The sequence below is a fragment of the Paenibacillus sp. GD4 genome (assembly GCF_030846225.1).
In the GTDB taxonomy this organism is placed as follows: Bacteria; Bacillota; Bacilli; order Paenibacillales; family NBRC-103111; genus Paenibacillus_G; species Paenibacillus_G silviterrae.
On record NZ_JAVCYK010000001.1, the window covers coordinates 3,949,726 to 3,973,882 of the forward strand.

Annotated in this window: 27 protein-coding genes and 2 pseudogenes; 22 read left to right on the top strand and 7 right to left on the bottom strand. The window is 45.5% G+C overall.

The genetic code is table 11. From position 1 onward, the window contains the following. The first annotated feature begins 42 nt into the window (after positions 1-42). The 3 genes from RAC89_RS19120 (at position 43) to RAC89_RS19130 (ending at position 2,995) form a co-directional block, all read left to right on the top strand. The gene (locus tag RAC89_RS19120) at positions 43-969 is read left to right on the top strand and encodes a DUF5677 domain-containing protein (protein ID WP_306615301.1); all 927 of its coding nucleotides are present in this window, start codon (positions 43-45) and stop codon (positions 967-969) included. A 26-nt stretch (positions 970-995) separates the two neighbouring features. Continuing rightward, positions 996-2,528 carry an HNH endonuclease gene (locus tag RAC89_RS19125; RefSeq protein ID WP_306615302.1) on the top strand — a complete coding sequence of 511 codons (1,533 nt, stop codon included), beginning with the start codon at positions 996-998 and terminating at the stop codon, positions 2,526-2,528. Positions 2,529-2,695: 167 nt separating this feature from the next. Further along, entirely contained in the window at positions 2,696-2,995 is a 300-nt protein-coding gene (locus RAC89_RS19130; RefSeq protein ID WP_306615303.1) for a hypothetical protein, read from the top strand. Between the two features lie 37 nt (positions 2,996-3,032). Here the strand turns inward: RAC89_RS19130 and RAC89_RS19135 are convergent, their stop codons facing one another. After that, positions 3,033-3,338 (bottom strand): hypothetical protein, encoded by a 306-nt coding sequence (locus RAC89_RS19135; RefSeq protein WP_306615304.1) that lies wholly within the window; start codon positions 3,336-3,338, stop codon positions 3,033-3,035. 307 nt (positions 3,339-3,645) lie between these two features. After that, positions 3,646-4,203 (bottom strand): recombinase family protein, encoded by a 558-nt coding sequence (locus RAC89_RS19140; protein WP_306616137.1) that lies wholly within the window; start codon positions 4,201-4,203, stop codon positions 3,646-3,648. A 464-nt stretch (positions 4,204-4,667) separates the two neighbouring features. Here RAC89_RS19140 and RAC89_RS19145 point away from each other — a divergent pair, with 464 nt between their 5' ends. Then, complete coding sequence (locus RAC89_RS19145) at positions 4,668-4,910, top strand: DnaA N-terminal domain-containing protein (RefSeq protein ID WP_306615305.1); 243 nt, start codon at positions 4,668-4,670, stop codon at positions 4,908-4,910. A gap of 678 nt (positions 4,911-5,588) precedes the next feature. Here RAC89_RS19145 and RAC89_RS19150 read toward each other — a convergent pair. Next, positions 5,589-5,711 (bottom strand): hypothetical protein, encoded by a 123-nt coding sequence (locus tag RAC89_RS19150; protein WP_306615306.1) that lies wholly within the window; start codon positions 5,709-5,711, stop codon positions 5,589-5,591. Between the two features lie 687 nt (positions 5,712-6,398). Between RAC89_RS19150 and RAC89_RS19155 the strand changes: the two genes are divergently transcribed. The 7 genes from RAC89_RS19155 (at position 6,399) to RAC89_RS19185 (ending at position 9,380) form a co-directional block, all read left to right on the top strand. Then, complete coding sequence (locus RAC89_RS19155; protein WP_306615307.1) at positions 6,399-6,635, top strand: helix-turn-helix domain-containing protein; 237 nt, start codon at positions 6,399-6,401, stop codon at positions 6,633-6,635. A 1-nt stretch (position 6,636) separates the two neighbouring features. Continuing rightward, entirely contained in the window at positions 6,637-6,975 is a 339-nt protein-coding gene (locus tag RAC89_RS19160) for a hypothetical protein (protein WP_306615308.1), read from the top strand. Beyond that, positions 6,965-7,633 (top strand): hypothetical protein, encoded by a 669-nt coding sequence (locus RAC89_RS19165; RefSeq protein ID WP_306615309.1) that lies wholly within the window; start codon positions 6,965-6,967, stop codon positions 7,631-7,633. Before RAC89_RS19160 ends, RAC89_RS19165 begins: the two co-directional genes overlap by 11 nt. Positions 7,634-7,636: 3 nt before the next feature. Further along, positions 7,637-8,080, top strand: a complete 444-nt coding sequence (locus tag RAC89_RS19170; RefSeq protein ID WP_306615310.1) for a hypothetical protein — start codon at positions 7,637-7,639, stop codon at positions 8,078-8,080. Positions 8,081-8,147: 67 nt separating this feature from the next. Then, entirely contained in the window at positions 8,148-8,456 is a 309-nt protein-coding gene (locus RAC89_RS19175) for a hypothetical protein (protein WP_306615311.1), read from the top strand. A 56-nt stretch (positions 8,457-8,512) separates the two neighbouring features. Then, positions 8,513-8,890 carry a hypothetical protein gene (locus tag RAC89_RS19180; protein WP_306615312.1) on the top strand — a complete coding sequence of 126 codons (378 nt, stop codon included), beginning with the start codon at positions 8,513-8,515 and terminating at the stop codon, positions 8,888-8,890. Then, the gene (locus RAC89_RS19185; RefSeq protein WP_306615313.1) at positions 8,880-9,380 is read left to right on the top strand and encodes a phBC6A51 family helix-turn-helix protein; all 501 of its coding nucleotides are present in this window, start codon (positions 8,880-8,882) and stop codon (positions 9,378-9,380) included. The genes RAC89_RS19180 and RAC89_RS19185 overlap by 11 nt, the downstream gene beginning before the upstream one ends. 97 nt (positions 9,381-9,477) lie before the next feature. Here RAC89_RS19185 and RAC89_RS19190 read toward each other — a convergent pair whose 3' ends face one another. Further along, positions 9,478-10,317 (bottom strand): hypothetical protein, encoded by an 840-nt coding sequence (locus RAC89_RS19190; RefSeq protein ID WP_306615314.1) that lies wholly within the window; start codon positions 10,315-10,317, stop codon positions 9,478-9,480. A 449-nt stretch (positions 10,318-10,766) separates the two neighbouring features. Here RAC89_RS19190 and RAC89_RS19195 point away from each other — a divergent pair, with 449 nt between their 5' ends. The 7 genes and pseudogenes from RAC89_RS19195 to RAC89_RS19225 all read left to right on the top strand — a co-directional run bounded on the left by RAC89_RS19195 (position 10,767) and on the right by RAC89_RS19225 (position 16,711). Continuing rightward, a complete protein-coding gene (locus RAC89_RS19195; protein ID WP_306615315.1) occupies positions 10,767-11,072 on the top strand; it encodes a hypothetical protein in 306 nt (101 codons plus the stop codon). A 59-nt stretch (positions 11,073-11,131) separates the two neighbouring features. Next, a complete protein-coding gene (locus tag RAC89_RS19200; protein ID WP_306615316.1) occupies positions 11,132-11,764 on the top strand; it encodes a hypothetical protein in 633 nt (210 codons plus the stop codon). Positions 11,765-11,800: 36 nt separating this feature from the next. Further along, positions 11,801-12,175, top strand: a pseudogene (locus RAC89_RS19205) (sigma-70 family RNA polymerase sigma factor); the annotation flags it as partial. Between the two features lie 901 nt (positions 12,176-13,076). After that, positions 13,077-13,232, top strand: a pseudogene (locus RAC89_RS19210) (sigma factor); the annotation flags it as partial. Positions 13,233-13,305: 73 nt separating this feature from the next. Then, complete coding sequence (locus RAC89_RS19215) at positions 13,306-15,453, top strand: ABC transporter transmembrane domain-containing protein (protein WP_306615317.1); 2,148 nt, start codon at positions 13,306-13,308, stop codon at positions 15,451-15,453. A gap of 29 nt (positions 15,454-15,482) precedes the next feature. Beyond that, positions 15,483-15,998 (top strand): hypothetical protein, encoded by a 516-nt coding sequence (locus tag RAC89_RS19220; RefSeq protein ID WP_306615318.1) that lies wholly within the window; start codon positions 15,483-15,485, stop codon positions 15,996-15,998. Between the two features lie 221 nt (positions 15,999-16,219). Then, positions 16,220-16,711, top strand: coding sequence for a hypothetical protein (locus RAC89_RS19225; RefSeq protein WP_306615319.1), 492 nt, complete (start codon positions 16,220-16,222; stop codon positions 16,709-16,711). 71 nt (positions 16,712-16,782) lie between these two features. Here the strand turns inward: RAC89_RS19225 and RAC89_RS19230 are convergent, their stop codons facing one another. Genes RAC89_RS19230 through RAC89_RS19240 form a run of 3 tightly spaced genes read right to left on the bottom strand, consistent with a single transcriptional unit; the run spans position 16,783 to position 19,286 of the window. Continuing rightward, positions 16,783-18,144: a sensor histidine kinase gene (locus RAC89_RS19230; protein WP_306615320.1), complete on the bottom strand. Its 1,362-nt coding sequence runs from the start codon at positions 18,142-18,144 to the stop codon at positions 16,783-16,785. Between the two features lie 37 nt (positions 18,145-18,181). Further along, positions 18,182-18,529 (bottom strand): hypothetical protein, encoded by a 348-nt coding sequence (locus tag RAC89_RS19235; RefSeq protein WP_306615321.1) that lies wholly within the window; start codon positions 18,527-18,529, stop codon positions 18,182-18,184. Then, on the bottom strand, positions 18,519-19,286 hold the full coding sequence (locus RAC89_RS19240) for a response regulator transcription factor (protein WP_306615322.1): 768 nt from the start codon (positions 19,284-19,286) through the stop codon (positions 18,519-18,521). Before RAC89_RS19240 ends, RAC89_RS19235 begins: the two co-directional genes overlap by 11 nt. 246 nt (positions 19,287-19,532) lie before the next feature. On the opposite strand from RAC89_RS19240, the gene RAC89_RS19245 reads away from it, so the two are divergent. The 4 genes from RAC89_RS19245 (at position 19,533) to RAC89_RS19260 (ending at position 24,068) form a co-directional block, all read left to right on the top strand. Then, complete coding sequence (locus tag RAC89_RS19245) at positions 19,533-20,849, top strand: ABC transporter substrate-binding protein (RefSeq protein ID WP_306615323.1); 1,317 nt, start codon at positions 19,533-19,535, stop codon at positions 20,847-20,849. An 85-nt stretch (positions 20,850-20,934) separates the two neighbouring features. After that, positions 20,935-21,876: a carbohydrate ABC transporter permease gene (locus tag RAC89_RS19250; RefSeq protein WP_306615324.1), complete on the top strand. Its 942-nt coding sequence runs from the start codon at positions 20,935-20,937 to the stop codon at positions 21,874-21,876. Further along, positions 21,873-22,706 (top strand): carbohydrate ABC transporter permease, encoded by an 834-nt coding sequence (locus RAC89_RS19255; RefSeq protein ID WP_306615325.1) that lies wholly within the window; start codon positions 21,873-21,875, stop codon positions 22,704-22,706. Before RAC89_RS19250 ends, RAC89_RS19255 begins: the two co-directional genes overlap by 4 nt. Before the next feature lie 15 nt (positions 22,707-22,721). Then, complete coding sequence (locus tag RAC89_RS19260; protein WP_306615326.1) at positions 22,722-24,068, top strand: sulfatase family protein; 1,347 nt, start codon at positions 22,722-22,724, stop codon at positions 24,066-24,068. Positions 24,069-24,157: the final 89 nt, after the last annotated feature.

Below are 24,157 nucleotides of genomic sequence, written 5' to 3' on the forward strand. Positions count from 1 at the left end.
GTGGGTGTCGAATATATACTAGCAATAAAGGCGGGGTGAATTATGTCGGTAAAATTATCTCCTACTGAAATATATAGTCGTTGGGAAAAAGAATTGGAAGTTATTAAGGACTTACCTTATGCTCCAGCAGATACTTACAGAAATCTCATAGTAATGCTACAAACTTGTGAGGTTCAACTATCAGAAATTAACGTAAAGAAACGTGATATATATAATCAAATGCTTGCTATATCCCGGTTTCTTATGGCTCATGTTTTCCAACTAGGCAATGGAGCTTATCAGTTAGCGAAAACGGGCTTTGGAAATCCGGGGTTGATAATATGTCGTTCTATCCTCGAATCATTAACAGAATTGTCCTATCTGTGGCTTGTAAAGAAAATAAATCCCGAACTTGGTGACGTGGAGCGCGATGCGTGGGTAGAGTATATAAATATGAATCGTTCTTCTGTACTCTCTCATTGGGAACAGTTTAAGCAACATAAGGAAAATAAAGGGGAGACGGTAGAGAAAATACTTGAAGACCCCGTGATTGAGCAAGTCAGGGAAAAGGCTGCTCAATATATAGAGGATTACCCCCATTCAAAAAACGGTCGGAATTGGGCGAAAATTACTCCTCTGGTGAAAAGAGCAAGAGCAGTGGACGACACTGGATGGCTAAAAAGGGGTATTCCCGAAAAAGGAATTAACGGATTTGATAATTTTTCTTTGGAAGAAGAATACATAACTATATATAAGCACACCAGCGAATACGCTCATGGGGAAAGTGGGTCAATACAATCGCTTTACGAAACACAGGGCAACCGAGGAACTATAATCATTGGTGCAAGTGATTCAAACGTTATAACGACGTTAGGCCTGGCTACCAATTATCTGCTTGTTTTCTTATATGTGTTTGCCATCTTAAATCGACTAGATTTGAGAGCAATCCTTAATGAACTGGAACGCCAAGGCTTTATCGCCCCTAAATAAGATTTAAAAGTAAAGGAGTGGTTTTATTGATTTATTTTAAGGTTCCGGATATCCAATATCTGGCTCAAGGTTATTCTGAGTATATCGAAACAAGTAAGGGGCTATCTGATGGAACAAAAAATCAGTATATTTCTATTATAAAACACTATTTAAGGAATCAGGTATTAAATAAAGTAGAGAAGAAAAATTACGAAGACATATTCAATCCGCAACGTATTTTGGAATTTCATGCTTATAGGAAAAGTGATATTAAGCGGGCGGCGTTAGCTAGTTTATTAGAATACTTAAAAACAGAATATAGTGAGATTGATAGGAGATTTACAATAGAATACCCAGCCATCGAGAAGCCCGATAGGCATACAACTGAATTTCTCCCCTTAGAGGCAATACAGTTTATCTTTGGGCCAAACGTACAGTATGAGGGAGAAGAAAAGATAATCGCCCCATGTGTTTACGCACTTTCGTTTTTCTGCTGCTTTGAGCAGAAACACTTAATTTCCCTTAAAGTTTCAGATTTAATTATTGAGGAGCGACTTATTAGAAACCTTAGGAGGAATACAAAAAATCCTCACCTAATACAGTGGCTAGAGGTAAATGAAAAAACATACAACCTATTAGCGAGATATATGGAGTATAGAGATACGCTAAATACTGAAAGTGATTCATTACTAATAATTGATGGTGAACCAGCTAACACAGCCACTTTAAACAAAATGTTTCAGTTATTAACGCAAAGAAATCATAACAAAAGCCAAATCAATAATAATGTTTCTGCTCAATTGCTTGTACGCACTTTTATTTTGTATTCCTTAATCAGTACTAAAGGTAAGGGGCTTGCTCAAATACTTCAAACGCAGGAATGGAACTCACAAATAAGAGAGGCTCTAAATAAGTTCTTAGAGGAAAATCTGAGACAGTACAACAAGGAAGATATTCTAAGTCAACTAAGTTATGAAGAAATAGTTGGGGCCGTTTCTAATTCGGAACTTTACTTTGATAGTGTAGAACCAAATGAAAATAAAATCATTATAGAAGACGTCGTCGAAAATATAGCTGATATTACAAGATATATCGCTGGTATTCCGTATTTAGAGGAGAATGATGTTTCTATGGAAGATGTTTATGATTACGAAAATATAACGAATAGAAATTTGGTCGAAAATAAAGTAGTAATTCAACGTATGGTGCGGGATTCCACAATGGCTCAATGGCTAAAAACGCAGTACGATAATACTTGTCAACTATGTGATTATAAACTTAGATACGCCGAAGGTAATTATTCAGAAGCGCACCATATAAGACCTTATAATAAGACACATCGAGGCGATGATAATATTAGAAATATGATAGTGTTGTGTCCCAATTGCCATACACAATTTGATGATTTATATTACTGTATCAACCCAGACACACTAAACATCCACTGTTTATTTGAGGATGATGATTATCACCTTGAAAATCTCAAATTTAAGGAATGGCACAATTTGGGTAAGGAATATCTAAATTATTCTTGGGAATTGTTTACACAGAAGAAAAACCAATTACAGCGTCCACAATAAAAAAAGACCGACGTGAGTATAATTTTACGTCGGGTTTCACCGTTCTTAGAGGCGAACAGTGTGATTGGGTTAGTAATATTTTATCGCAGGATAGTATTCTGTACAAGAGCTTTGACACTAAAGGATTGTCGTTAATGGTTCATATTCTTATTGATTGGGGCGTTTAGATGGCGATAAGACGATTTGAAAAAGAAGACGAGAAGCAGCAGTATTTAAATTGGAGAAAAGATAATCCCGACGGATTCGTATTGAACATCAACTCGTGGAATCCGCAGTTGACTTCGATGAACAACGTTATTCATTCAGCTCGTTACTGTTCGTCGTTGGATAAATCGCGAACAGAAAACCGCGAACGTCTTGTGACGCCAGAACATCATAAATTGTGTTCGACGGATATTCGTGACCTTGAAGACGAAATGGTCAGTAAGGGATTGCCGTTTAAACGTTGCGGGCTATGTTTGAAGTGAATTGAAATCATCGTACCCCTCTAGGGGCTACATTTGTTTATATAGCCTTTTTGTAACTACGCTCAAACTGTTTGAGTGTTGGGAACTCCTTGCCGTTAACAAAAGCATAATAACGTCTGACGGAGTTTTGATAAACGCCATGATATAATTCGTCGTTCAGCTTTTCCTTGACGGCGAGAAGTAAGCGATAGGTCTTTTCGTCGTCCTTTACGATGTCGTCTAGGTCAACGCGAAGCTCACGCTCAACGATTAACGCCTTCCCGACTTTGGAACTAACGGACTTCTTCTTACTGGTTATTGCGTTGTCTTGTTCTAGGTAACGTCGAAACTCAACTTCTCTCATAACGACCACCCTTTTCGCTATTTTCCTTAATATAGCACATAAAAGCGCAGCCGTGATTTCGTTTTTTACGGCTAAACATGGTGTTTAACCGCCAATGATTAAGAGCAATTGCGTGTTATTGTTATGTTGATTGAGTGGCGTTGGATTAACGTTCCCGACCGCGAGACGGTCATAATACGTCCCACTTCGTTAATAACGCCAAGACCGCGTAAACCCTTGCCACACCTGACTTTTCACGACATTCTAGCGTCGTTTCACTAGATGAAACCGGACGTCAGTAACGAACAGAAAAGCCGCCAAAACCGTATTAGGCTTGGCGACTTTTTGCTTTAGCGCGTATTAACGTTGACTTACTTATTCCCGTCATGGCTTCGACTTGCGTATAGGAATGGCGTTCCAGTAACGACAAGGCATGTTCAATCTGCTTACGTGTAAACTTCTTCGGACGACCTTCGCGGAAGTCAGGCGATTGCTTGGCGATTTCTTTACCTTCCTGCGTTCGTTCCACGATAAGGTCGCGTTCAAACTGGGCGAATCCCGACATAATCGTAAATATCAAACGTCCTGTTGGTGTATTCTCAACGAGTCCCATGTTCAATACGTGTACCTTGACGCCCTTCTCGAATAGTTCCTTAATCGTTGACAGCGCGTCGATTGCGGAACGTGCGAAACGGTCGAGCTTTGTTACGACTAATGTATCGCCTTCCTTTAACGTCGATAGCAACGCTTCAAATTCCGGGCGTTCTTTGGTTGTCCCGGTAAACTTTTCGTGGAATATCTTATCGCAGCCTTCCGCCTTTAACGCTTCAATCTGCGCTGTTAAATCCTGCCCCTTCGTCGATACCCTTGCGTAACCGTATTTCATTGGTTTATTCATATGTATTCGCCCCTTTTATTTTGAGTATAAGTTATGAATACGCCCTATACCTTGATTTTATTGGGGCGACAAAACGGTGTCAATACTCTAAAGTTATGATTATGTTTAACATCCGGCGTCACAATCAATGCTTTCTAAACGACATATAGAAGCGGGAACGGCGCCACCACTTCGCCGTTTCTACGCATAGCATAAAGACCACCTCCTACGGAAAGGCGTCGGCATATTGTCGGCGTCCTTTTCGTTGTAGAGGGGTATGCTCAACTTTCAGCAGACCCAACGAATATAAGACGTCAAAATGTCGTTTATGGCAAGGGCGTGCCACCGGGGGGCTAGGGGGTGTTTTGTTGACGAAAATCCCTTTACAATTTGCGTACTATTTTTGAAATTTTGGGGCTTTGCTATAATTTTATTGTTTCGTATCGCAGCGCTATGATTAAGGGGGATTATCATTGACCGACGCAGCTAAACTCTGGATTCAGGCGCTTAATTTCATCGCTGGTGAAGTCGATACCGTACCGTTCCAGACGTGGTTTAAGGATACATACGCGGAATACGACGGGGAATCATTCGTCGTTGTTTGTCCTACGGTGTTTGCAAGGGAATGGCTAAGTGAGAAGTATTGCGAAGTTATCCTTTCAGCGGTAAAGCAAGCGACCGGGAACGATGCGGTTACGTTAACCATCCGTGCGTAGCTTATCGGAAAACCTATGTTGAAATAATGTTTGTCGTACTTGACAACGCTTATACATAAGGGATAGGCCGGGGACAACGCATTTATTACGCTGCCCTATTGAGCTTCAATTTTCGTTTATAAGACGCCTTTTCCTCGCTCCGGTATCTTTACTCTCCCCGACCCTTAAACGCCCGAAATATCCTATATTTTGACCGTTATAAACGTCTTCCAACGACGGATATTGCATAGCGGCAAGGGGGATGGCAGGGGGGAGCCTGGGCGTTATTGTAAAGGCAAAAGTGGCTGTAATAAACGCATACCCCTGCGTCACAAACGAAGTCATGTTAACGACATAATGATACGAACGTTTCTCCGACGTTCCCGGCGTAATCCCCGACGCCTTCCCAACATTACCTCAGCGATATTGTTACCGCCGTACCCCTCGAATTAGGCGCCAATGGTCTTTCCTTGGCGTCTATTTCTCTTTGGTTCAAACTGTCTAGGTTTAACCTAGCTCGTAATGCACTTGGCGGAAGACAACATACATCAGTTGAACCTCTGATTATGCTGATTACACATGCGTCTGAAAGCGTTTCATAAGGGCACTCATTAAATGAGCATCCCTCTCGTCGTCTTCCAACGGCGTTACCGCCTTGTATGACGTATAAACGAAGGGGGGTCAATATTATTTAGACCCTTATTCCCCGCCAAGTAAACGTTCCAGCTCGGCGATTTCCTTCGCAATCGAATCGTTGTCGCGCTTCTTTTCGATATTAGCGTAGATTGCTTGATTTTTGACTATGTAAAGCCCTACGGACATTACTCCCTCTAGCTGTCAAAACATAAAAGTCCGACAAGTATCCTTCGTCGTCAGGGGCCGCCGGGGTAACGCTGAAAAGCCGCGCCAATACTGGGTTTTTTCAATGTTAAACAAAATTCATAAAATGTTCACATTTATAGCATTGTATTTTACTTGTTCTGCCCACCTATATAACGTAGACATAAACGTTAATATAGCGTTAAGTTAGACGTTTAGGTTAAACGTTGAGAATTACGATTAAGGATTTAGATTAAGTTCGCTTCGATAGAAGCGCCGTAAGGATTTAAGGCAAAGTATGTCCTTCGGACACAAAGAAGAATATCGCCTTCGGCGACTGCTACGCAGACACTCTAAATTTCAATACCTTAATCTTCGTTGAAAAGAACAACGACATTATATAAATAAAACAAATACCAAAATTCCGCGGCGCCTTCCCTCCTGCAACGGGGTCGGCGTTGCATTTTTTAATTTCTTTACTTGTCAAAATATTTGATAGCCCATATATGTAATGTGCGAGCTTCCTTGCGAATGCTGTTTCACGGTTGCCCCTGACGAAAAGCTGACCCGCACATTATACGTATCAGGTAAAGCAACGCACATACCCGCGCTTCGCCCCGACGGTCTCCGTTTGGGGCTTTTTTCTTTACCCTTTATATCCAATTTTTTGACTAGGGGGTGTGAAATGGAATGAAGCATCTGGACGGAAGCGAAATTCGACTAATACGTCGAACCGCGGGATTGACTCAAACTGAATTTGGAAATCGAATCGGGTTGTCGTACAGCACTATTTCCAAAATTGAACGTGGCGACTTAGCGGCGACCGAAGAAACAGTTAGCCATATTTGCCGGGTATTCAACGTAGATAAAGAAAGGCTTAGAGCGCTTAAATCCGCGGTTAAACCATTCGGCGAAGGGGGGGTCTAAGATGGCGTTAAAAGACGTTACTAACGCCTTGGACACCGCTACTAATGACGACTTGACCAATGATTCAATTCTTGAAGCGGTTCGCGCTTTGTTCGTTGGTGGAGTTGACTTAAACGGGAATCTCAAAATGACACCGTTTAATCGGCGCTGGTTATCGTTTGAAAGCTTTCGAGAAGATTTGCCAATGTATGAAGCCAAAAGACGTCAAGCAATCGAGTATGACATTCAAAATAATGCGGGATTATCCCGGAAAAAATCGAAGCTGAAAAATGCTTGTACGGACAAACGGAAATACAACTTTCCAAAACCAGCCAAGGGGGGATGTTCGAATGGGAATTAAAGACTTGTTTCAAGAGTTTAAGGCGACTAAGGAACGCTTTGATACGCGTTATTCCGAAAATAAAAAACGGGCGGAAGTATTGAGCGCAGAGCTTCGTGATTTGAAAGCCAAGTATGACGACAGGCTTTATCAAGAGGAAGCGGGCGGCGATATTTTTACGGCAGAGGAACAGGCCGAGTTGAAGAAGCGTATTCGTGAGATTGCCGACGAAATCGAAGAACTTGAAAAACGTAATAACTTCAACCGTCGCGGACGTACCCAAGCGTTGCTTGAACTTATTCCGGCGATGAAGGAACGCGCCGAGAAGCGTCGAGCCGAGCTGGTTAAGGAACATGAAGCGCAAGCTGAACGCGTCAAACGTTGCTTGGCGGAATACTTGCTTGCCGTTAAGGGTTTGCATGACGTCGAAACCGAAATTAAGAAGGCAAACGCCGAGTTTACGGAATTGGCGCAGGAAGTAGGTGAAAAGCCAGGAATAGCAACGCCTCCGTCGATTATGTTCTATCGTTATACGACGGGTGGATTCCGCAACGGTCAAATGGTTCCGTCGGTTCCTTATGACGGCGGTGAATATGGCATACTTCCTCAAACGGTGACAGACGCCTACAAAGATGGAAAGTTGCCCGAATGGGTCAATGCTTACAAAGGGGGGAATTAAACCATGACAAAGACAACTCGAGATATAAAAAACGATATTGCTAAACGTGACGCCGAAGCGAGAAGTATCCGGGAAATGTTATCCGCGGGGTATGCAGCTACAAGCGGTCAGGTCGTTAACGAAGCGGAAGCTAAACGCAAAGCCCAAGCGGAAGAAATTCGCCGACGAATAGACGCCGGGGAACACGTATCCGCTACTGAATTACTAATGGATGGTTACGCCAAGGCAGACGAAGCGCGTAAAGAGAAGGAAGCACAATCAACAATGACCATTACAGCGGAAGAGTTGGCGGGCAACAAAGATAATACGAATCGCTCGACGAAAGAAGCCGCCGCTAATGTGGGTGTAACTTTCGAATACGAACAAGGCGACAAAGCGAAGATAGAATCACTTCAAAAGCAGCTTGAAGCCATTGGCGCCGAACTTGCGAAATATTTGAATCAATAACTATGGCGTCGTTAATTTGCGACGCCTTTACTGTGTTGACAGCAAATTTATTAGGGGGTCTTAACGAATGAAACATATCCTATCCGTCGCAAGCCGCGTTAACGGTTCGGTTAACGTAAAGCTTATCAACCACGTTGAAACGAACAGCGGTTCAAGTGGGATTGACTTCAAAGGCAAAGCCGTCATTTCGAACATTTCCACAGGTGAAACCGTGTCGGTTATCGTTGACGGTAGAGAAGTATTGAGCGCAAACACCGACGGTACTTATACGTTCCAATTCCGTACTTCGCCGCGCGGGTTCCAAGAAATGGTCAATATTGACGTTTCGGTTACAAACGAGGGCGTTTGCGACATGGAACTTTCCTTAAACGCTTAACATACAAGGGTGTCGGGGTCTCCCCGACTCCTTTTTTCGTATTAGGGGGCGGTTGTATGACAGACCAAGAGCGTTGGAGCGAAGTCAACCAGCTTTTAAGTGAAATCAGCGTTGCCCTTTATGGATTCGATATTTACATGGCTATGAATTACGCGGAAAGAACCGCTTTCGCATCGTCAGAGGAAGCAGCTAAAATACGGGCAATCCATCAAGAAAAATGGCGCAGGGAAGCCGCAGTAAGACGGGCAAAAATGACGTCCGAAGAACGTGAACGTCATGACAAGGAAATGCGTTTACTAAACCTTGAACTGGAAAAGGTAAATCGCGAAATCGAAGCGTTTGATAGGCGCTATAAGAACCGGAGCGAACGTGTTCGGGAAAGTAAACACGCATCGTCAAAAGCAACACGTCAAGGGGTGATAAATGATGAATGAAGATGTGAGAAAGAACGACCAAACAGAAACCGAAGAAATCGACCCTCGCCCATACATGAAGGGTCTTACTGTAACGGAAATCAAGGCGGTCGAGCTGCTTGCGCGAAAATCACCGCAACAGTCTTACCGTGAAATCGCTAATACGCTGGGGATTTCCGAAAGACACCTGCGAAGAATCCGCGACAAGCGACAAGTTGAACTTGCGGTGCGGGAACGAGCGCTAGAAATCCAGTCGGAAGATTTACCCGACGTTCTCAGCGCACTTGCGAAGAAGGCCAAGCGCGGCGACCTTAAAGCGATTGAGATGTATCTTGTTATGCAGGGTATTAACGTCAATAAGTCAGAAGTTGTCCAGAAGGTTCACAAAGTTTCCGAACCGCTTGAAAAGCTGTCTGACGCTGAACTTGACGCCGAACTGGAAGCGTTGAAGAAGGAAGTTATGGGCGGCAACGTCGTGAAGTTCCACAATCGCAATAAGAACGCAAAATGAACCTAGCAATATCGGGTGTGTTGTTTTTTATAGGCACTTTGACATTTGAAAAAAGGCCCACTGAAAGGACAGCTAAAGAACTAAACAATAGTCCCCGTTAGTTAGAAACTGCCACAACATTACACGGTTCATCTAGGAATGGAAAAATAGAAATTCCTAACCTGTTCATAATAGAATGCCATTGCGATAAAACATCTAAGTAGTTTGTCTTATATCTACTAAGCTGGAATTGAATGCCCTGATAACTACCTAAGTTACAATTGAAAAAAGTTCCGTAGAAGGCACTTGCGACTAAAAAAGCATCCCACCGATGTTCTTCCTTATATGGCGTTGTATATGGCTTTAGTTTAGGGTTTAATGGACGTCTGGTTTTATCACGGACTGCTGGGTTTTTTAAGCAACAAATTTTATGTTTTCCAGTAACAAATCCTTCAAATAAAAAAATGTTGCTTTTTCCAGTGTACCAATGATTAAAGTCTGTTGTAGAAGATAAGTTACCTACATCGGCTACTGTCGTTCTTAAAATATTAAACAGATTTAATGCTCGCTTCATTCCTTGTACGCTCGCTGTTGAGCCTGTTTGGCCAGACCAAGAAGAATTTCGCTCCTCATCAAACCGATAGTCTCTTCCTTTTGGGGAAATCGGAAACCACATTGGAGATTCCACCCCAATAGCTATTCGGTTGTGGTTATTCAAATCTGATGTTATTCGAGCAGCTAATGTTGCGAGGTTTTCACCTGCTTCAAAATTAAGACCATTACTATCAGAGCTATTTATTATAGAATCAATTTTGATAGATTGATTATTTGATAAGGTTATTTCAGGCGTAACTATAGGAACATAATCGTCAATATTACCAGGGCAAGCATCCAAGCGAACCCAACCAAAATTTTGTTCACCACCAGCATCAATACCGTAAACAACAATATTTTTCATAAGTCTCATATCCACTTTCAACGCCCCCAAAAAATATTTAATGCCCTATAATTCGTTTCAAAAAAATACGCCCCATCAATGGGACGCCATCCCTGAAAAAGGACGCAAATCAAAGTTAGGCAAATGGGGAAGGAAGTTACAGCATCCGTAATGTTCCCTGTTGAAATTATATCAAAATCAGCCATTATTGTGGGATTTTCTTTCATAAAAGTTTTACTATACGTTGTTACAGGACGTCGGCTTATCCATCAACGTGTCGTATGGGGAGAGGGGCGCCTGATGGACGCGGAGTAGGAAGCATTAGAACTTGGGACTGCCGTTTAACAACGATGTATTTTGTAAGCAAGAAACAATCTCGTATGTTGTTTGAAAAGGGTTTCCAGTATTTGTGTCGAATCTTATCAAACAAAAGTACTATTTTGTAATCTAACTTCTAAGGAGTTGTATATATGTTCGGTTTCTTCAAACTAAGCGGTGCACCGCCTAGGGCTTTCCAATATTATCGTTCGACAAAAGATGCGGATGAAAAAACCATATTAGAGGATTTGTATAAAGCTTATAATCAATTCATTAAAGATGAGGAAGCCGAAGTAAAACGTCTCCAAAAAATGCTAAGCGCAAATGGTGTTCGTAGTTATGACGATTACAACTATCAGAAGACTGTAATTCTGTCATCTGCGTTTGATTCATTGGTGAAATATGGTGAAAACAAGGGGTATTCTGAGTTCCTTATTAGCTTGTTTCACCAAGGATAATTTCTAGGTATTGAGCTTGTCGATTTACCGCATTGGTGAATACTGGGGGAGAGTTCAAAATGAAATTCAAGCAATATGATGAAGAAAAAATTGGACTGATTGGGCAAGATGCTGTTACGTTGTTAATTCATCAACTTTTACAAAGACATATCGCAGAAGAATTTGCTCATGGAGTGGCCAGACTTGACCACCAAGAAAGCATTAAGGACGAAATACAATTTGAAAGGGACTATGAGCAAGAAAAAGATTTCGAATATATCCTCTTTCATTTAGTTATGTTTGGAGCATCCATAATGAAGTACAATGCGACGAGCTATGTCATGAAAAGAAAGTTCTTTGGCGGATATACAGAGGATGTCTACAAAGCATTTACTTTTGCCAAGGGTATAGAAAAAGGATTAAGCGACTTTAGAATGAAAGGAAAATTACCGTCTATTCGGCAAGTAAAAGCTGAGGGACAAGATTCGAAACCAACTTATTCTAATGGGGATTCCCTCAATAAAACGATGCCATATTTTTTCTTTGAACATACACGAGAATCATTAGATGAGATTTCGTTAAGTTTTGCGCGGAACCTGGCTTATCTAAGAAGACCAAAAAACCCGCGAATTGTTATCGGGGTCTTCAACGAAAAGGCAAAGGAAATTGTACCATTGGCACATGAAATCATGAGTCATTTTTTTGTGGAGTAACACATTGAATAAAGCTTGACTACGCACCCTTTTGACATTAGAATCGAGATTCTGATGCATCTGCGGTCACTGAAAAAGACGAAGAAGGATGTCTCGCTTCATGACCCCATCGGTACGGACAAGGAGGGAAATGAGATTTCACTGATTGACATCCTCGGGACAGAAGCGGACGATGTCGTGGATAAGGTGCAGCTGAAGATAGAGAAGTCGAAGATCTATAAGAATCTGGATATCTTGGATGAGCGGGAGCGGGAGGTCGTGGTTGGTCGCTTCGGGCTCGAGACGGGCGGCGAGGAGCGGACGCAGCGGGAGATCGCGAAGGAGCTGGGGATCTCGCGCTCGTATGTGTCACGGATCGAGAAGCGGGCGCTGATGAAGCTGTATCATGAGTTTTATAAGCAGAAGCGGTAGAATGGATGCTAAGGGCTTGAAGGTATGCGAAAGTCGTGTTACGATAAGAATAACAAAAGAGACGTGCGCCAACACGTCTCCCTGCATAACAGTTTGGATGGGGCTACCCTCCAAAATCGTATGGAATCAGAGAAGTAACCCACTACCTGGCGTTCAACTAGGGTGGGTTACTTTCTTTTTTCGATATATGTCAAAAGCGCCAAAAGGAAAGTTCCGAAAGCGATAAAGGACATGATCGTTTGGAGGTATCCATCGCACCACCTCCTCTCCGGAGGGGAGCGATCCACCACACGGTCACTGAAAAAGACGAAGAAGGATGTGTCGCTTCATGACCTCATCGGTACGGACAAGCTTCGTCACGTAATTGGGAATAGTGCAACGAATCTAGGAGAACGCATAAAATACCGACAATGGGTTAGTTCACGCAGAGGATGCAATTTCGTTAGCTGCTCAAACTAATAGTCCAGGGGGGACATTATCACAACCCTAACAATGTGACCTTGATTACATCCAACTTGCCGTTTTCATGATACCATGTAATTGAAATAAGAATACGTGAATTCTAAAAACACATGTGAATTAATTCACAAAAGACAAGGAGATGTTTGGGATGGGAGAATGGATGGAAAGGAATAAGTTTATGGCGTGGCTGATGGTTTTTGTACTGCAAGCCGGGGTTAAATGAGAGGAAGGAAGTGTCCAAACCGGTTCATACAATTTGTAGGTTTAGGGCAAGAAGTTCGGGAGATGTCACATCATTCTTCAAACAAGTTAGCGCCCGATAAGGCTGGCTAAATAAGGAGTATTGAACGGAAGGGAGAAGTCGATGCAAAGGCAAGCTAAAAAAACAAAGTATGTGTTCTAAACAAGTCTTTGGAAAATCAAGGACTTGTTTTTTTTGTTCGACAATACAAGGGAAGATTTGATCTCGATCGGCACAATCGGATTGATCAAGGCGATCTAATCGTTCAGCCCCGGCATAGAGACCAAACATGCCACCTTCGCTGCAAGGTGTATCGAGAATAGGATCTTGATGTCTCTGCACGTCGCTGAAAAAGATTGGCCTCCGCCATCGTTTACAGGTTAGGCAATCTGCGTTACTCTAAGAGTAATGAAAGGCGGAGATACCCTTGCAGTTTATTCAAACTGTGCTGCGTTACTTTATGGTGAGCAAACGAATGTTCATTTTATTTATATTGTGCATTATCGTCGAAGTTGCTTATGCGGTCGCAGCTCCCTTAAGCCTCAAGTATTTCGTGGATGATGCTTTTGTCCCGAAGAATGTAGACGTTTTTGTCATCATTCTGAGCTTATTAATCGGTGCCGGCTCGCTCAATATCTTGGCAAATCTCTACGGTGACTACGCGCTGGGCAAGCTCAGCGGGGAAGTGATTCGGAAGCTGAGGCTGGAGCTGTTTGATCATGTGCAGAAGCAATCGTTTTATTTCTTTCACCGTTTCCAGGTCGGCGATCTTGTCACGCGTTTCATTTCGGATATGGGTGGATTGGAGAAGGTGATTCGCGGCTCCTTTCCTTTTACGATAAGGGAGTCCTTAAGCATCTTGCTCGGATTAATCATGCTTTTTTCTATTGAATGGAAGCTGACTCTGGCGATGCTGGCCTGCTCAACTTTGATGTTTATCGGTCCAAGGCTGCTCCAAGGCCGAGCGGAGTCCGCCAATATGAACTATAAGCTGGCACAGGAGCGGTTCTCCAATACGATCGATGAGATGGTCAAGGGCCACAAGACCATCAAAAGCCTGCATTTGCAGGGCAGGCTCAAGCAAGCGGCACAAAAGAACATTCAAGAGCTGTTCTCCTTCGGATTCCGGCTGCATGTTACAAATTCTTTGATGGAGCGGCTGCCCTTAACCGCTTTATTGATTCTTAATGGGATCATGCTCAGCTTCGGGGGATACTTGATTTTTCAAGATGAGCTGACGGTCGGAGGGTTCATGGCCTTCTTTACCTTGTTTATGAGTGTGGGTCAGGCTGTATCCAATCTATCATTTCTCATTCCGAACCTCATTGAATCGAGCATTAGCTTCAGACGCGTCGGGGAAATTCTCGAATATAAACCCGATGTACCTGAAGCATCGGATGCCGTTCAGCTGCCTGGTTCCCTGCAGCCGATTCGAATGGAACAGGTTTCCTTTGGCTATACCGAGGATACCCTTCAATTGCAGGAGGTCAGCCTTCAGATTGAAGCGGGAAGTTATGTCGCGTTCGTCGGTCCTAGCGGCTCAGGCAAAAGCACCGCGCTGCAGCTGTTATCACGTTTCTACGATCCGAAGCTGGGCATAGTCTCCATCGGCGGGCAAAACTTGCGATCCGTAAGCGAGGCTTCCTTAAGAAGACATGCCGTCTTAGTCACGCAGGACACCTTCTTGTTTAACGGAACCATCCGGGAGAATTTGCTGCTGGATCGTACGGAACTAACGGAAGAGGATCTCACGGAAGCTGTAAAGCAGGTGGACATGCATCGCGTTATCCAAAGCTGGCCAAACGGGTATGATACGCAGGTTCAGCAGGGTGGGGGAACGTTATCCGGCGGGGAACGTCAGCGCCTGTCGCTTGCACGTGCACTCCTGCGAAGACCGAAGCTGCTGCTGCTGGACGAAGTCACATCGGCACTGGATCCTGCTGCAGAGGCAGAAATCAATCGGGTGATTGAGAGGATTCGCCGCAGTCAAACGATTGTTTCCGTCACACATCGGTTAGCCTCGGTTGTTGGCGCTGACCGGATATACGTGTTTCAAGAGGGGCGTATCGTAGAATCCGGTACACATGAAGAGCTGCTGCGATCCGGCGGCCTTTACCGAAGCCTGTGGGATAAACAACACGGCTTTCACCTTTCCCATGACGGCCTGCATGCAACCGTGGATGCGGAAAGACTTGCCCAGCTGCCCTTTTTTGCAGGAATCGAGCCGTCTTTGCTTCAGGATATTTCCGGTCTTTTTGCAACGGAAACCTGCCATGAGGGCGAATCGATCGTACGTGAAGGTGAGGAAGGTAACAAATGTTATATCATTGTCCGCGGCAAGTTTGAAATTTTGAAGCAGCTTACGGCCGGCGACCCGACGCGGGTGGCGGTTCTGCAGGATGGCGACCACTTCGGGGAAATCGCTTTGCTGAAGGACATTCCACGGACAGCAACGGTTAGGGCCCTAGTCCCCTCCGTCCTTTTATCCATAAGGCGAGAGGCGTTTGCTAAATTGTTGAACGAACACCCTCATATTCGCAAAACGCTGGAACAAATCCTGGCGAGCAGGATGTGAGGAATCGGAACCGAGAAAGGAGCTTTCCAATGACAACCATTGTCAAACGGTGCGTCAGTGACGAGGCTTTGGCCGCCGTCAGTTTATTCGCTATTGAGAACAGACATGAACTTCACCCTTCTTTCGGCACCTTGGATATGGTCTCCCTCTTATGTTCTCATATTACGCAAGGTCATTTGATTTATATCACAGATGCCGACCATCGAGTGTTCGGAATGATGACTTATTATCACGGAACGCCTGAGAAAGAATTCGAGGATAAGGAAATTGCCTTCGTAAACTTTGCCATTATGGACAGAGCCTACAGGGGGACTCGCCTCTTTGCTAAGGGGCTGTATTACATGGTGGAGTTGATCATCGAAGCACATCCGGATGTAAAGGAGCTCAGATTTAACGCTTTATCGGAAAATGCCTATTTATGCAGACTTTATTCCAAATTTGCCGGTGCCAGCTATACACAGGAGAGTAAACTTGGAGAAGAGACCGTGTTTTGTGCGAAAATTCACCAATTAAGATCTACCTTAACTCGGTTTTTCAAGGTATAATTAGGAAAAATAAAGGTTTTTATAGAAACGGAGGATAACACATGTTTTTGCCACCACCAAACATTGATAAGAAAACCGGCGGTAAGTTAGGGAGATTTGCCATTCTCAATGATACCTTAAGAGCAGTCCCGCAAATTCAACCACAACCGCAACCACAACCGGCGAAGTAAATGTTCTTCCTATGTCGACCGTGCACCACGGAACTGGACTATGAGGGGTACATGAAGTTTCTGCTCCGGCACTTCGCGGATCTGAACTTGCCGTATGCATTTGCCGTAAAGTTGAGCTTTGTTAGTAGTCCGCTCATCTTCGGCAAGGCGATGCTAATCCTCTCCGACGACGATTACGATGTTGTTGGAGCTGCCGGATTCGTCTATGGAACCGGTGCTAACAGCTATGAGGATCGGCATATTTGCCAGGTAGAGGTCGCTTATCTTCGTCCGGAATATCGACGTACGACTTTGTTTATGCAAGGTCTGCTGACGCTTCTAGGCGAGATTAAAGCGGGAAGCCCGGAGGTCGAGAAAGTTCAGTTCTGGGTAGCAGAGGGTCAATCGGAGGAGGAAAGGCTCTTCTCTAAATTTACCGCCTTACCGGGATCAGAACGGCATATCGTGAATGGTCTGGTGTGTCATCAGATACCGTTTCGTGAGCTGGAGGACTATTGCTCGAGGTTCCGGAGACGGTACGAGACGGTCGAAGGGTCAAAGTGAATACCAGTCACAGCAAAAAGGCACTGACTTTACAGTTCAGTGTCTTTTTGCTTTGTGTGTAAAGCCCCGGCTCACAACGGAATATCAATCGTGATAACCGTACCCCAATTCGGCTTACTGCGTATGGTCAGACCGTCCTCCAGCCCGTAAGTAAGCTTTATCCGCCGATTCGTGTTGGACAGCCCGATATGATCGGCCATCTCCGCATCCGACTTCAGGCTGTCCCGGACCTGACGAAGCCGCTCCTTGCTCATGCCGATGCCATTGTCGATAACGGTAACCCGGATACTGCCGGCATGCCGGACGCATTTGATTTTGATGCAGCTTCTGCCTTCCTTTTCCTTGATCCCGTGGTAAATACTATTTTCGACCAACGGCTGGATCATAAGCTTCACGACGCTGTATTTTTTTACATCTTCAACGTCATACTCCCAAAGGATATCGAACTTGTCACGGTACCGGATCTTCTGGATTTCCAAATAGCTCTTCGTATAATTGATTTCCTTCTCCAGCGTGACGATTTTGTTAGGCGCATCCAGCGAGTATTTCAGCAAATCCGATAAATGCTCGAGCATATGGTTCGCTTCGTTGGGCTTACCCGTTAAGCCCATCACCTTCCAATAAATCGTTTCCAGCGTGTTAAAAAGGAAGTGTGGGTTCATTTGCGACTGTAAAGCCGCCATTTCCAGCGCCTGCAGCTTATACTTTTTCTCAGAAAGCTGCACCTGCAGGTAATTTTGCTCAATGAAGTTTTTAATTAAGCGCTGGGTGATAAAATCATATTCATTCGCCCCTTTGGTGGCGGTTAGCTCCGGCAGGGGAAGCCCTCTTTCTGCGGAGTGAATGATGGATACCATGTTGCGGATATGCTTAAGGTTTCGTTTGGTCAATAGATAAGTGAGAGCGAGACCGAGCAGAAACGATAATAGCACGCAAAAAATCGTAAACGTGCTGAGCCAGAATGGAATTTTACTCAGAGACCGCTGCTCGGCAATGGAATAATATCGCCAGCCGTACTGGTTCGAGTAAGCGGAGGGCGTCGAGATATAATATGTTTCTCCATCGGCGCGAAGGGTATAGGACGTGTGGCCCGTTACCACTTTGTTTAGATCGAGCCCGCTTAAGTTGTCGAGAGATCGGCTCTTCAGTATAATACGGTCAAGCTCGTCTACGATTAGGATATGCTGGCCGGGGTACACCTCGATGTTCCTTAGCAGCTTCTCCATATAGTCCGAATAAATATTCAGGACGATAACTCCGATCGGTTTCGTTCCCAGAACGGAATACAGATTTTTATAGAAGGTGGTCACTGGAATAGGCTGCTGGAACGAATATTCCTGAATATATCTAGGCTCCGTCCAAATTCCGGTATTTTCCTGGTTTTGTTTAAAGCTTTCGATCCATTCCACATCGTGGAACATATCGAATTTCACAAGGCCATTTCCGCTTGCCAGAAACTGATTATGATCGTTATTGACATATACGTAGATGGACGGAGTAGACCGGGACGTTCATGTCGTTCTGGACGGCTTCCATTAGTCGCAGATTCTCCAGAGTGAGCTTCTGGGTGCGCAAAATTTCCTCAAGTCTGTAAAGCACCTCGGGACTGCCGAATTTCATTTTTAGCGAGTTCATCTCATTAAAAATCGATTCCACATTCCGGTCAATTTGATTGAATACATTCTGAGTCGCTTTGTTCATTTCGCCTTGAATATAGTGCTGGGTGATCATAAGGCTAAGTGTCCCCAGAATGGTGATCGGGATCAGCAGCGGGAAAAGAAACAACAGCAGATTTTGCAAAAATAGTTTATTCTTCATCGCGGTTCTCATCCGGTAACCGGCTGTTGCGGAATTGTCTCGGGTTCATACCGTAAAATTTTTTAAACGTTCTCGTAAAATTTTTCGCCTGGCTGTAGCCGACTAGCTCACTGACCTCGTAGGTTTTAAAGTTGATGTTCATAAGCAGCTCGGCCGCCTTCTTCATCTTCACCTCGACGACGAAATCGGAAAAGTATTGACCGGTTTTATCCTTAAAATATTTACTCACATAATAAGGGTTCATATGGACAAGAGCAGCGGCGTCCTCCAACGTGGCATTTGCATAATACTGTTCGACATAAGCCTTAATCGCGGCAATCACCTTCTCGTCGAAGGTTGCGGCGGCTTCCCTCTTCCCGTCGGCGGGATCCTCCGCTTTCGCTTTGTCCAGCTCGATTTTTAAAGCGGAGAACGTTTCGAGTAGCTCTTTGTATTTGGTGGGCTTGACGATATAGCCTTTCACATCGTAAGCCAAAGCCTGCTTCGCGAATTCGAAGTCCTTGTATCCGCTTAAAAAAATAATTTTTGTTTTATTTCCTATACGATGCAGCTCGCCGGCTACCTCCAAACCGGTCATAACCGGCATCATAATATCGCACAGAATGACGTCCACCGGGTTCGCGAGCACATAATCCAAGGCCTTACGGCCGTTATCGAATTGGGCTACAATGTCGAAGCCGACCTCATGCCATGGGAAATACTGGGACAAGCCGCTGCGTATTTCAACCTCATCGTCAACCAGTACGAGCTTGTACATATGCTGAGCCTCCCAAGCGCTAGTTTGTATCAAGAATAAATGATTAATGCTCAGTTACACAAGACCGCATGAGTATTTCTTCTTCTACTGAGTAGAAATCACAAAAAATGATACCTTTAGAGCAAATCGAATGAATAATGATACCAAAAGTGAGTTTGTAAGCCTTTCCATAAGGGGGCGTTCCATTTTATTCTGAATATAGCTCCAATCGATTAGGGTAAGTCAACGAAAAAGGGGGAACTTTCATTGAAGCTGTTAAAAAAATGGATCAGTATGCTGAGCGTCGTATCATTAGCCGGAGCGTTAGCAGCAGGCTGCGCACCTGGAGAAGAGGGCGCACAGGCACCTGCCTCATCCGGCGGAAGCGGGGAAAAGAAGCAGGTGACGCTTCGTTTCTCTTGGTGGGGCTCGGAGGGCCGCCATAAAGCTTTGCTGCAGGCTATCGATTTATATATGAGCAAAAACCCGCACGTTACGATTGAGGCGGAATACAGCGGCTTTGACGGATACTACCAGAAGCTGGTGACGCAGTTTGCGGGCGGAACGGCCCCGGATTTAACCCCGCTTTCGGCGGATTGGATTGATGATATTGCCATTAAGGGCGATCTTGTACTCGATTTGAACACCCAGAAGAACAATATTAATCTGCAGGCGTTCGACCAGCAGTTTCTTTCCAAATATGTAGTGATTAAAAACAAGCTTGTCGGTCTGCCGATGGGGGTTAACGGCCTCGTTACCGCCTATAACAAAGACTTCTTTAAGCGGTTTGGCATCCCGGAGGATACGAAGTGGGATTGGAACAAAATTCACGAAATAGGAAAGCAGGTTCATCAGAAGGATACTTCGGCCTACCTGCTGGGAGCTTTGGAATTCCGTACGTTCCTGCAGCCGTATATAGCCCAAAAAACAGGCAAGCAGTGGATTAACGACGACAAAACACTCGGCTTTGATCAGGCTGTTCTTGCAGAAGCGTTCGCATACTACAAGAAGCTGCTGGATGACGGAGTGATCCAGCCTGTAGCGGAAAGCAGCCTGTACCCTGACTTTACCAAGAATGTGGCGTTCCAGAAAGGGAATATCGGTATGGCCTTTGCGCTTGCCTCCAGTATCACGAGCTTAAAGCAGTACGTTCCGAGCCTGGATGCCGCCCAGTTCCCGATTCCTGCGGATGCGAAGGCCTCGGGCGTCCTCGTCATCCCAAGTAATCCGCTGGCGATTAACAAGCAAACGAAGCATCCGGAGGAGGCGGCAAAATTTGCAAGCTGGCTGCTGACCGAACTCGATTCGGCTATGATCGTGAAGGATAATTACAGCGTACCGCCGTCCAATACCAATGCTCAGGCGCTGGCGGAGAAAAATTTGATTGACCCTACCGTAGCCAAAGCGGTGAAGATCGCACTGGAGAAGCCGGGGGACCCTGTCAATGGGATCAGCAACAATCAGGAAATCACCAAGCTGACCAACGATTATATGCAGCAGGTTGCCTTCGGGCAGTCCGCTCCGGAGAAAGCGGCAAAGGAACTCGTCGACAGATTGCAGGATAAGCTGAAAAGCATTAAGTAGACGGTATAAACCGTTTACGGTTGAAGGAAGGGGCCGCTCAGACGGCTCCTTATACTTTTCCGGATTGAAAGGGTGGAGGTAAACCATGAGCAAGCAAACGGCAGCTATAGCTCCTACTGTTTCCGTACGGTCCCGATTAAGGCGGAATAGCAAACGATATATTGGCTTGCTGTATATCAGCCCTTGGCTGATAGGATTTCTGGTCCTAACGTTATACCCCTTTGTCGCTTCTTTGTATTATTCCTTTACCGACTACAGTATGGTGAAGCAACCGAGCTTTGTCGGTCTTGCCAACTACGTGGAAATTTTTACGAAGGACCCTGATTTCTACAATTCCTTGAAGGTCACATTCCTGTATGTTTTGATGGCCGTACCCGGCAAATTGGTCTTCGCTCTGTTGATCGCCATCATATTGAATGTACAGATAAAGGGTATTAACTTTTTCCGTACCGTTTATTATTTACCGTCGATTCTCGGGGGCAGTATCGCGGTTTCGGTATTATGGCGTTTTCTGTTTATGCGCGAAGGTCTTGTGAATAAGGCGCTGTCCTATGCTTCCATCGGTCCTATCGACTGGTTGGGTAACCCGAAGCTGGCTTTATTTACGATTTCGCTGCTGCCGATCTGGGAATTCGGTTCCTCGATGGTTTTGTTTCTGGCCGGCTTGAAGCAAATCCCCAAGGAGCTGTATGAAGCCTCCAAGGTGGACGGCGCCTCCAGGCTCCGGACGTTCTTCAGCGTAACGCTCCCGTTGCTAACGCCCGTTATTTTGTTTAATCTCATTATGCAAATGATTAATGCGTTCCAGCAGTTTACGGCTGCGTTTGTCATAACCGGCGGGGGACCTGTGAAGTCAACGAATCTGTATGGGCTTATGCTGTATGAGAATGCGTTTCGTTTCTTCAAAATGGGGTATGCTTCGGCTCTCTCGTGGGTTTTGTTTATCATCATTCTTGTATTTACGTTTGTGCTGTTCGGAACCTCCAACCGGTGGACCCATTATGAAGACGGGGGGGATGGCAAGTGACAACAAAACGCAAAATTGCTACGATCGTTCTTCTCTCTGTGTTCGGGATTCTGTTCGTTTACCCGTTACTGTGGCTGATTTCGGCTTCCTTCAAGCCGAATAAAGAAGTGTTTACAACGATCGGTCTGATCCCGACGGAAATCATCTGGGATTCGTATATCAGAGGCTGGGTAGGAATAGGGAGAAACAATTTCAGCGTCTTTTTCCTCAATACGTTTAAGCTTGTGATTCCGGTCGTGATCTTTACGGCGCTGTCCGGCGTCATCGTAGCCTACGGCTTTGCCAGATTTCAATTCCCATTGAAACGGTTTTTATTTATTATGATGATATCGACGCTCATGCTGCCTGACGCCGTAATTATGATCCCACGGTACATTTTGTTTAAAAATTTCGGCTGGCTTAACACGTACTGGCCGTTCTATGTCCCAGCCTTGTTAGCGGTTAACGCGTTCTTTGTCTTTCTGCTGATTCAGTTCTTCCGCGGTATTCCCCGGGAGCTGGACGAGGCTGCGGAAATGGACGGCTGCAGCAGCTTCGGTACTTTGGTGAAGGTGCTGCTGCCTTTGTCCAAGCCGGCCCTGTTTTCGGTTTGTATTTTTCAGTTCATATGGACGTGGAACGAATTTTTTAACGCTTTGATCTATATTAACAGCGTATCGAAATTTCCGGTGGCGTTAGGCTTGCGGATGGTGCTCGATAACGAAGGGGCGGTCAACTGGAACCAGGTCATGGCCATGTCCGTCGTAACGATCGTTCCGTGTGTGGCCGTATTTTTTATGGCGCAAAAATATTTTGTGGAAGGCATATCTACCACTGGTTTAAAAGGATAACGGGAGGGCTTATACATGAAGAAGCCGAATGTCATCGTATTTTTCACCGACCAGCAGCGCTGGGACACAACGGGGGTTCATGGCAACCCGCTTGGTTTAACGCCTAATTTTGACCGGATGGCGCGTTACGGCACCCATCTGGAGCATACGTTTACGTGTCAGCCTGTGTGCGGACCGGCCAGATCGAGTCTGCAAACCGGGATGTACGCAACTGCGACCGGCTGTTACAAGAACGGTATCCCTTTACGGGAAGATTTGCCGACGCTTGCCCATTATTTCAATGAGCACGGCTATGAGACCGGCTATATTGGCAAATGGCACCTGGCGGCTACCAGAACGGAACCGGTGCCCGAGCATTTACGCGGCGGGTACAAGTATTGGCTTGCTGCCGATTCGCTGGAGCATACTTCGGATGCATATCATACTGTGCTTTACGATAACGACAACAATAGCGTTAAGCTGCCGGGGTACCGCGTGGATGCCATGACGGATGCGGCTATCCGGTATATCGATGAGAAGAAGAAGGAGCCGTTCTTCCTGTTCCTTTCCTACCTGGAGCCGCACCACCAGAATCATCGGGACGATTATCCGGCGCCGCTCGTTTACCGGGACTCTTATACGGGACGTTACATACCTCCCGACCTGGCTGCGCTCAACGGAACGGCTCATCAGCATCTCGGCGGCTATTACGGCATGGTGAAAAGGCTGGATGAGGCGCTCGGTCGTGTAATGGACGCCCTGCACAGCTTGGATCTGGCCGAAAATACCATTATTTTGTATACGTCCGATCACGGATCGCATTTTAAAACCCGTAACGCAGAATACAAACGATCCTGCCACGAAAGCTCCATCCGGATCCCTACCGCCCTGTATGGAGCGGGCTTTACGGGAGGCGGCACGGTTCGCGAGCTGGTCAGCCTTGTGGACCTGGTGCCGACGTTATTGGACGGTGCAGGTGTAGCCGTTCCTGAGCATATGCAGGGCAAATCCGTCCTTCCTCTGCTGCACGGAAATAAGGAAGGGTGGCAGGAGGAGGTGTTTGTGCAAATCAGCGAATCCCAGGTGGGACGCGCCATCCGGACGCAGCGCTGGAAATACTGCGTCAATGCCCCGGATCGCGACCCGGTGAAGGATTCAGGCTCTGACCGTTATGTGGAGCAATACTTGTACGACCTTTACGCCGACCCCTATGAGCTTACGAACCTCATCGGTATGGAATCCCACCGCCCGGTAGCCGAACGGCTGCGCGATAGGCTGGTACGCCGTATGGCAGAGGCCGGCGAAGCGGAGCCGGTCATCGAGGCGGCACCGGTCCAGGCACACGGGCAGCGGAAGGTATACGAGCACGAGTGGATGGCTTAATAGGAGGTAAACTTAGGGGCGCAGGTGCGCCTCTTTGCTTTTTTTAAAGTGTGCCTAAAAGCGGAGCCGGTCTGACAGAGGGGTCAGGT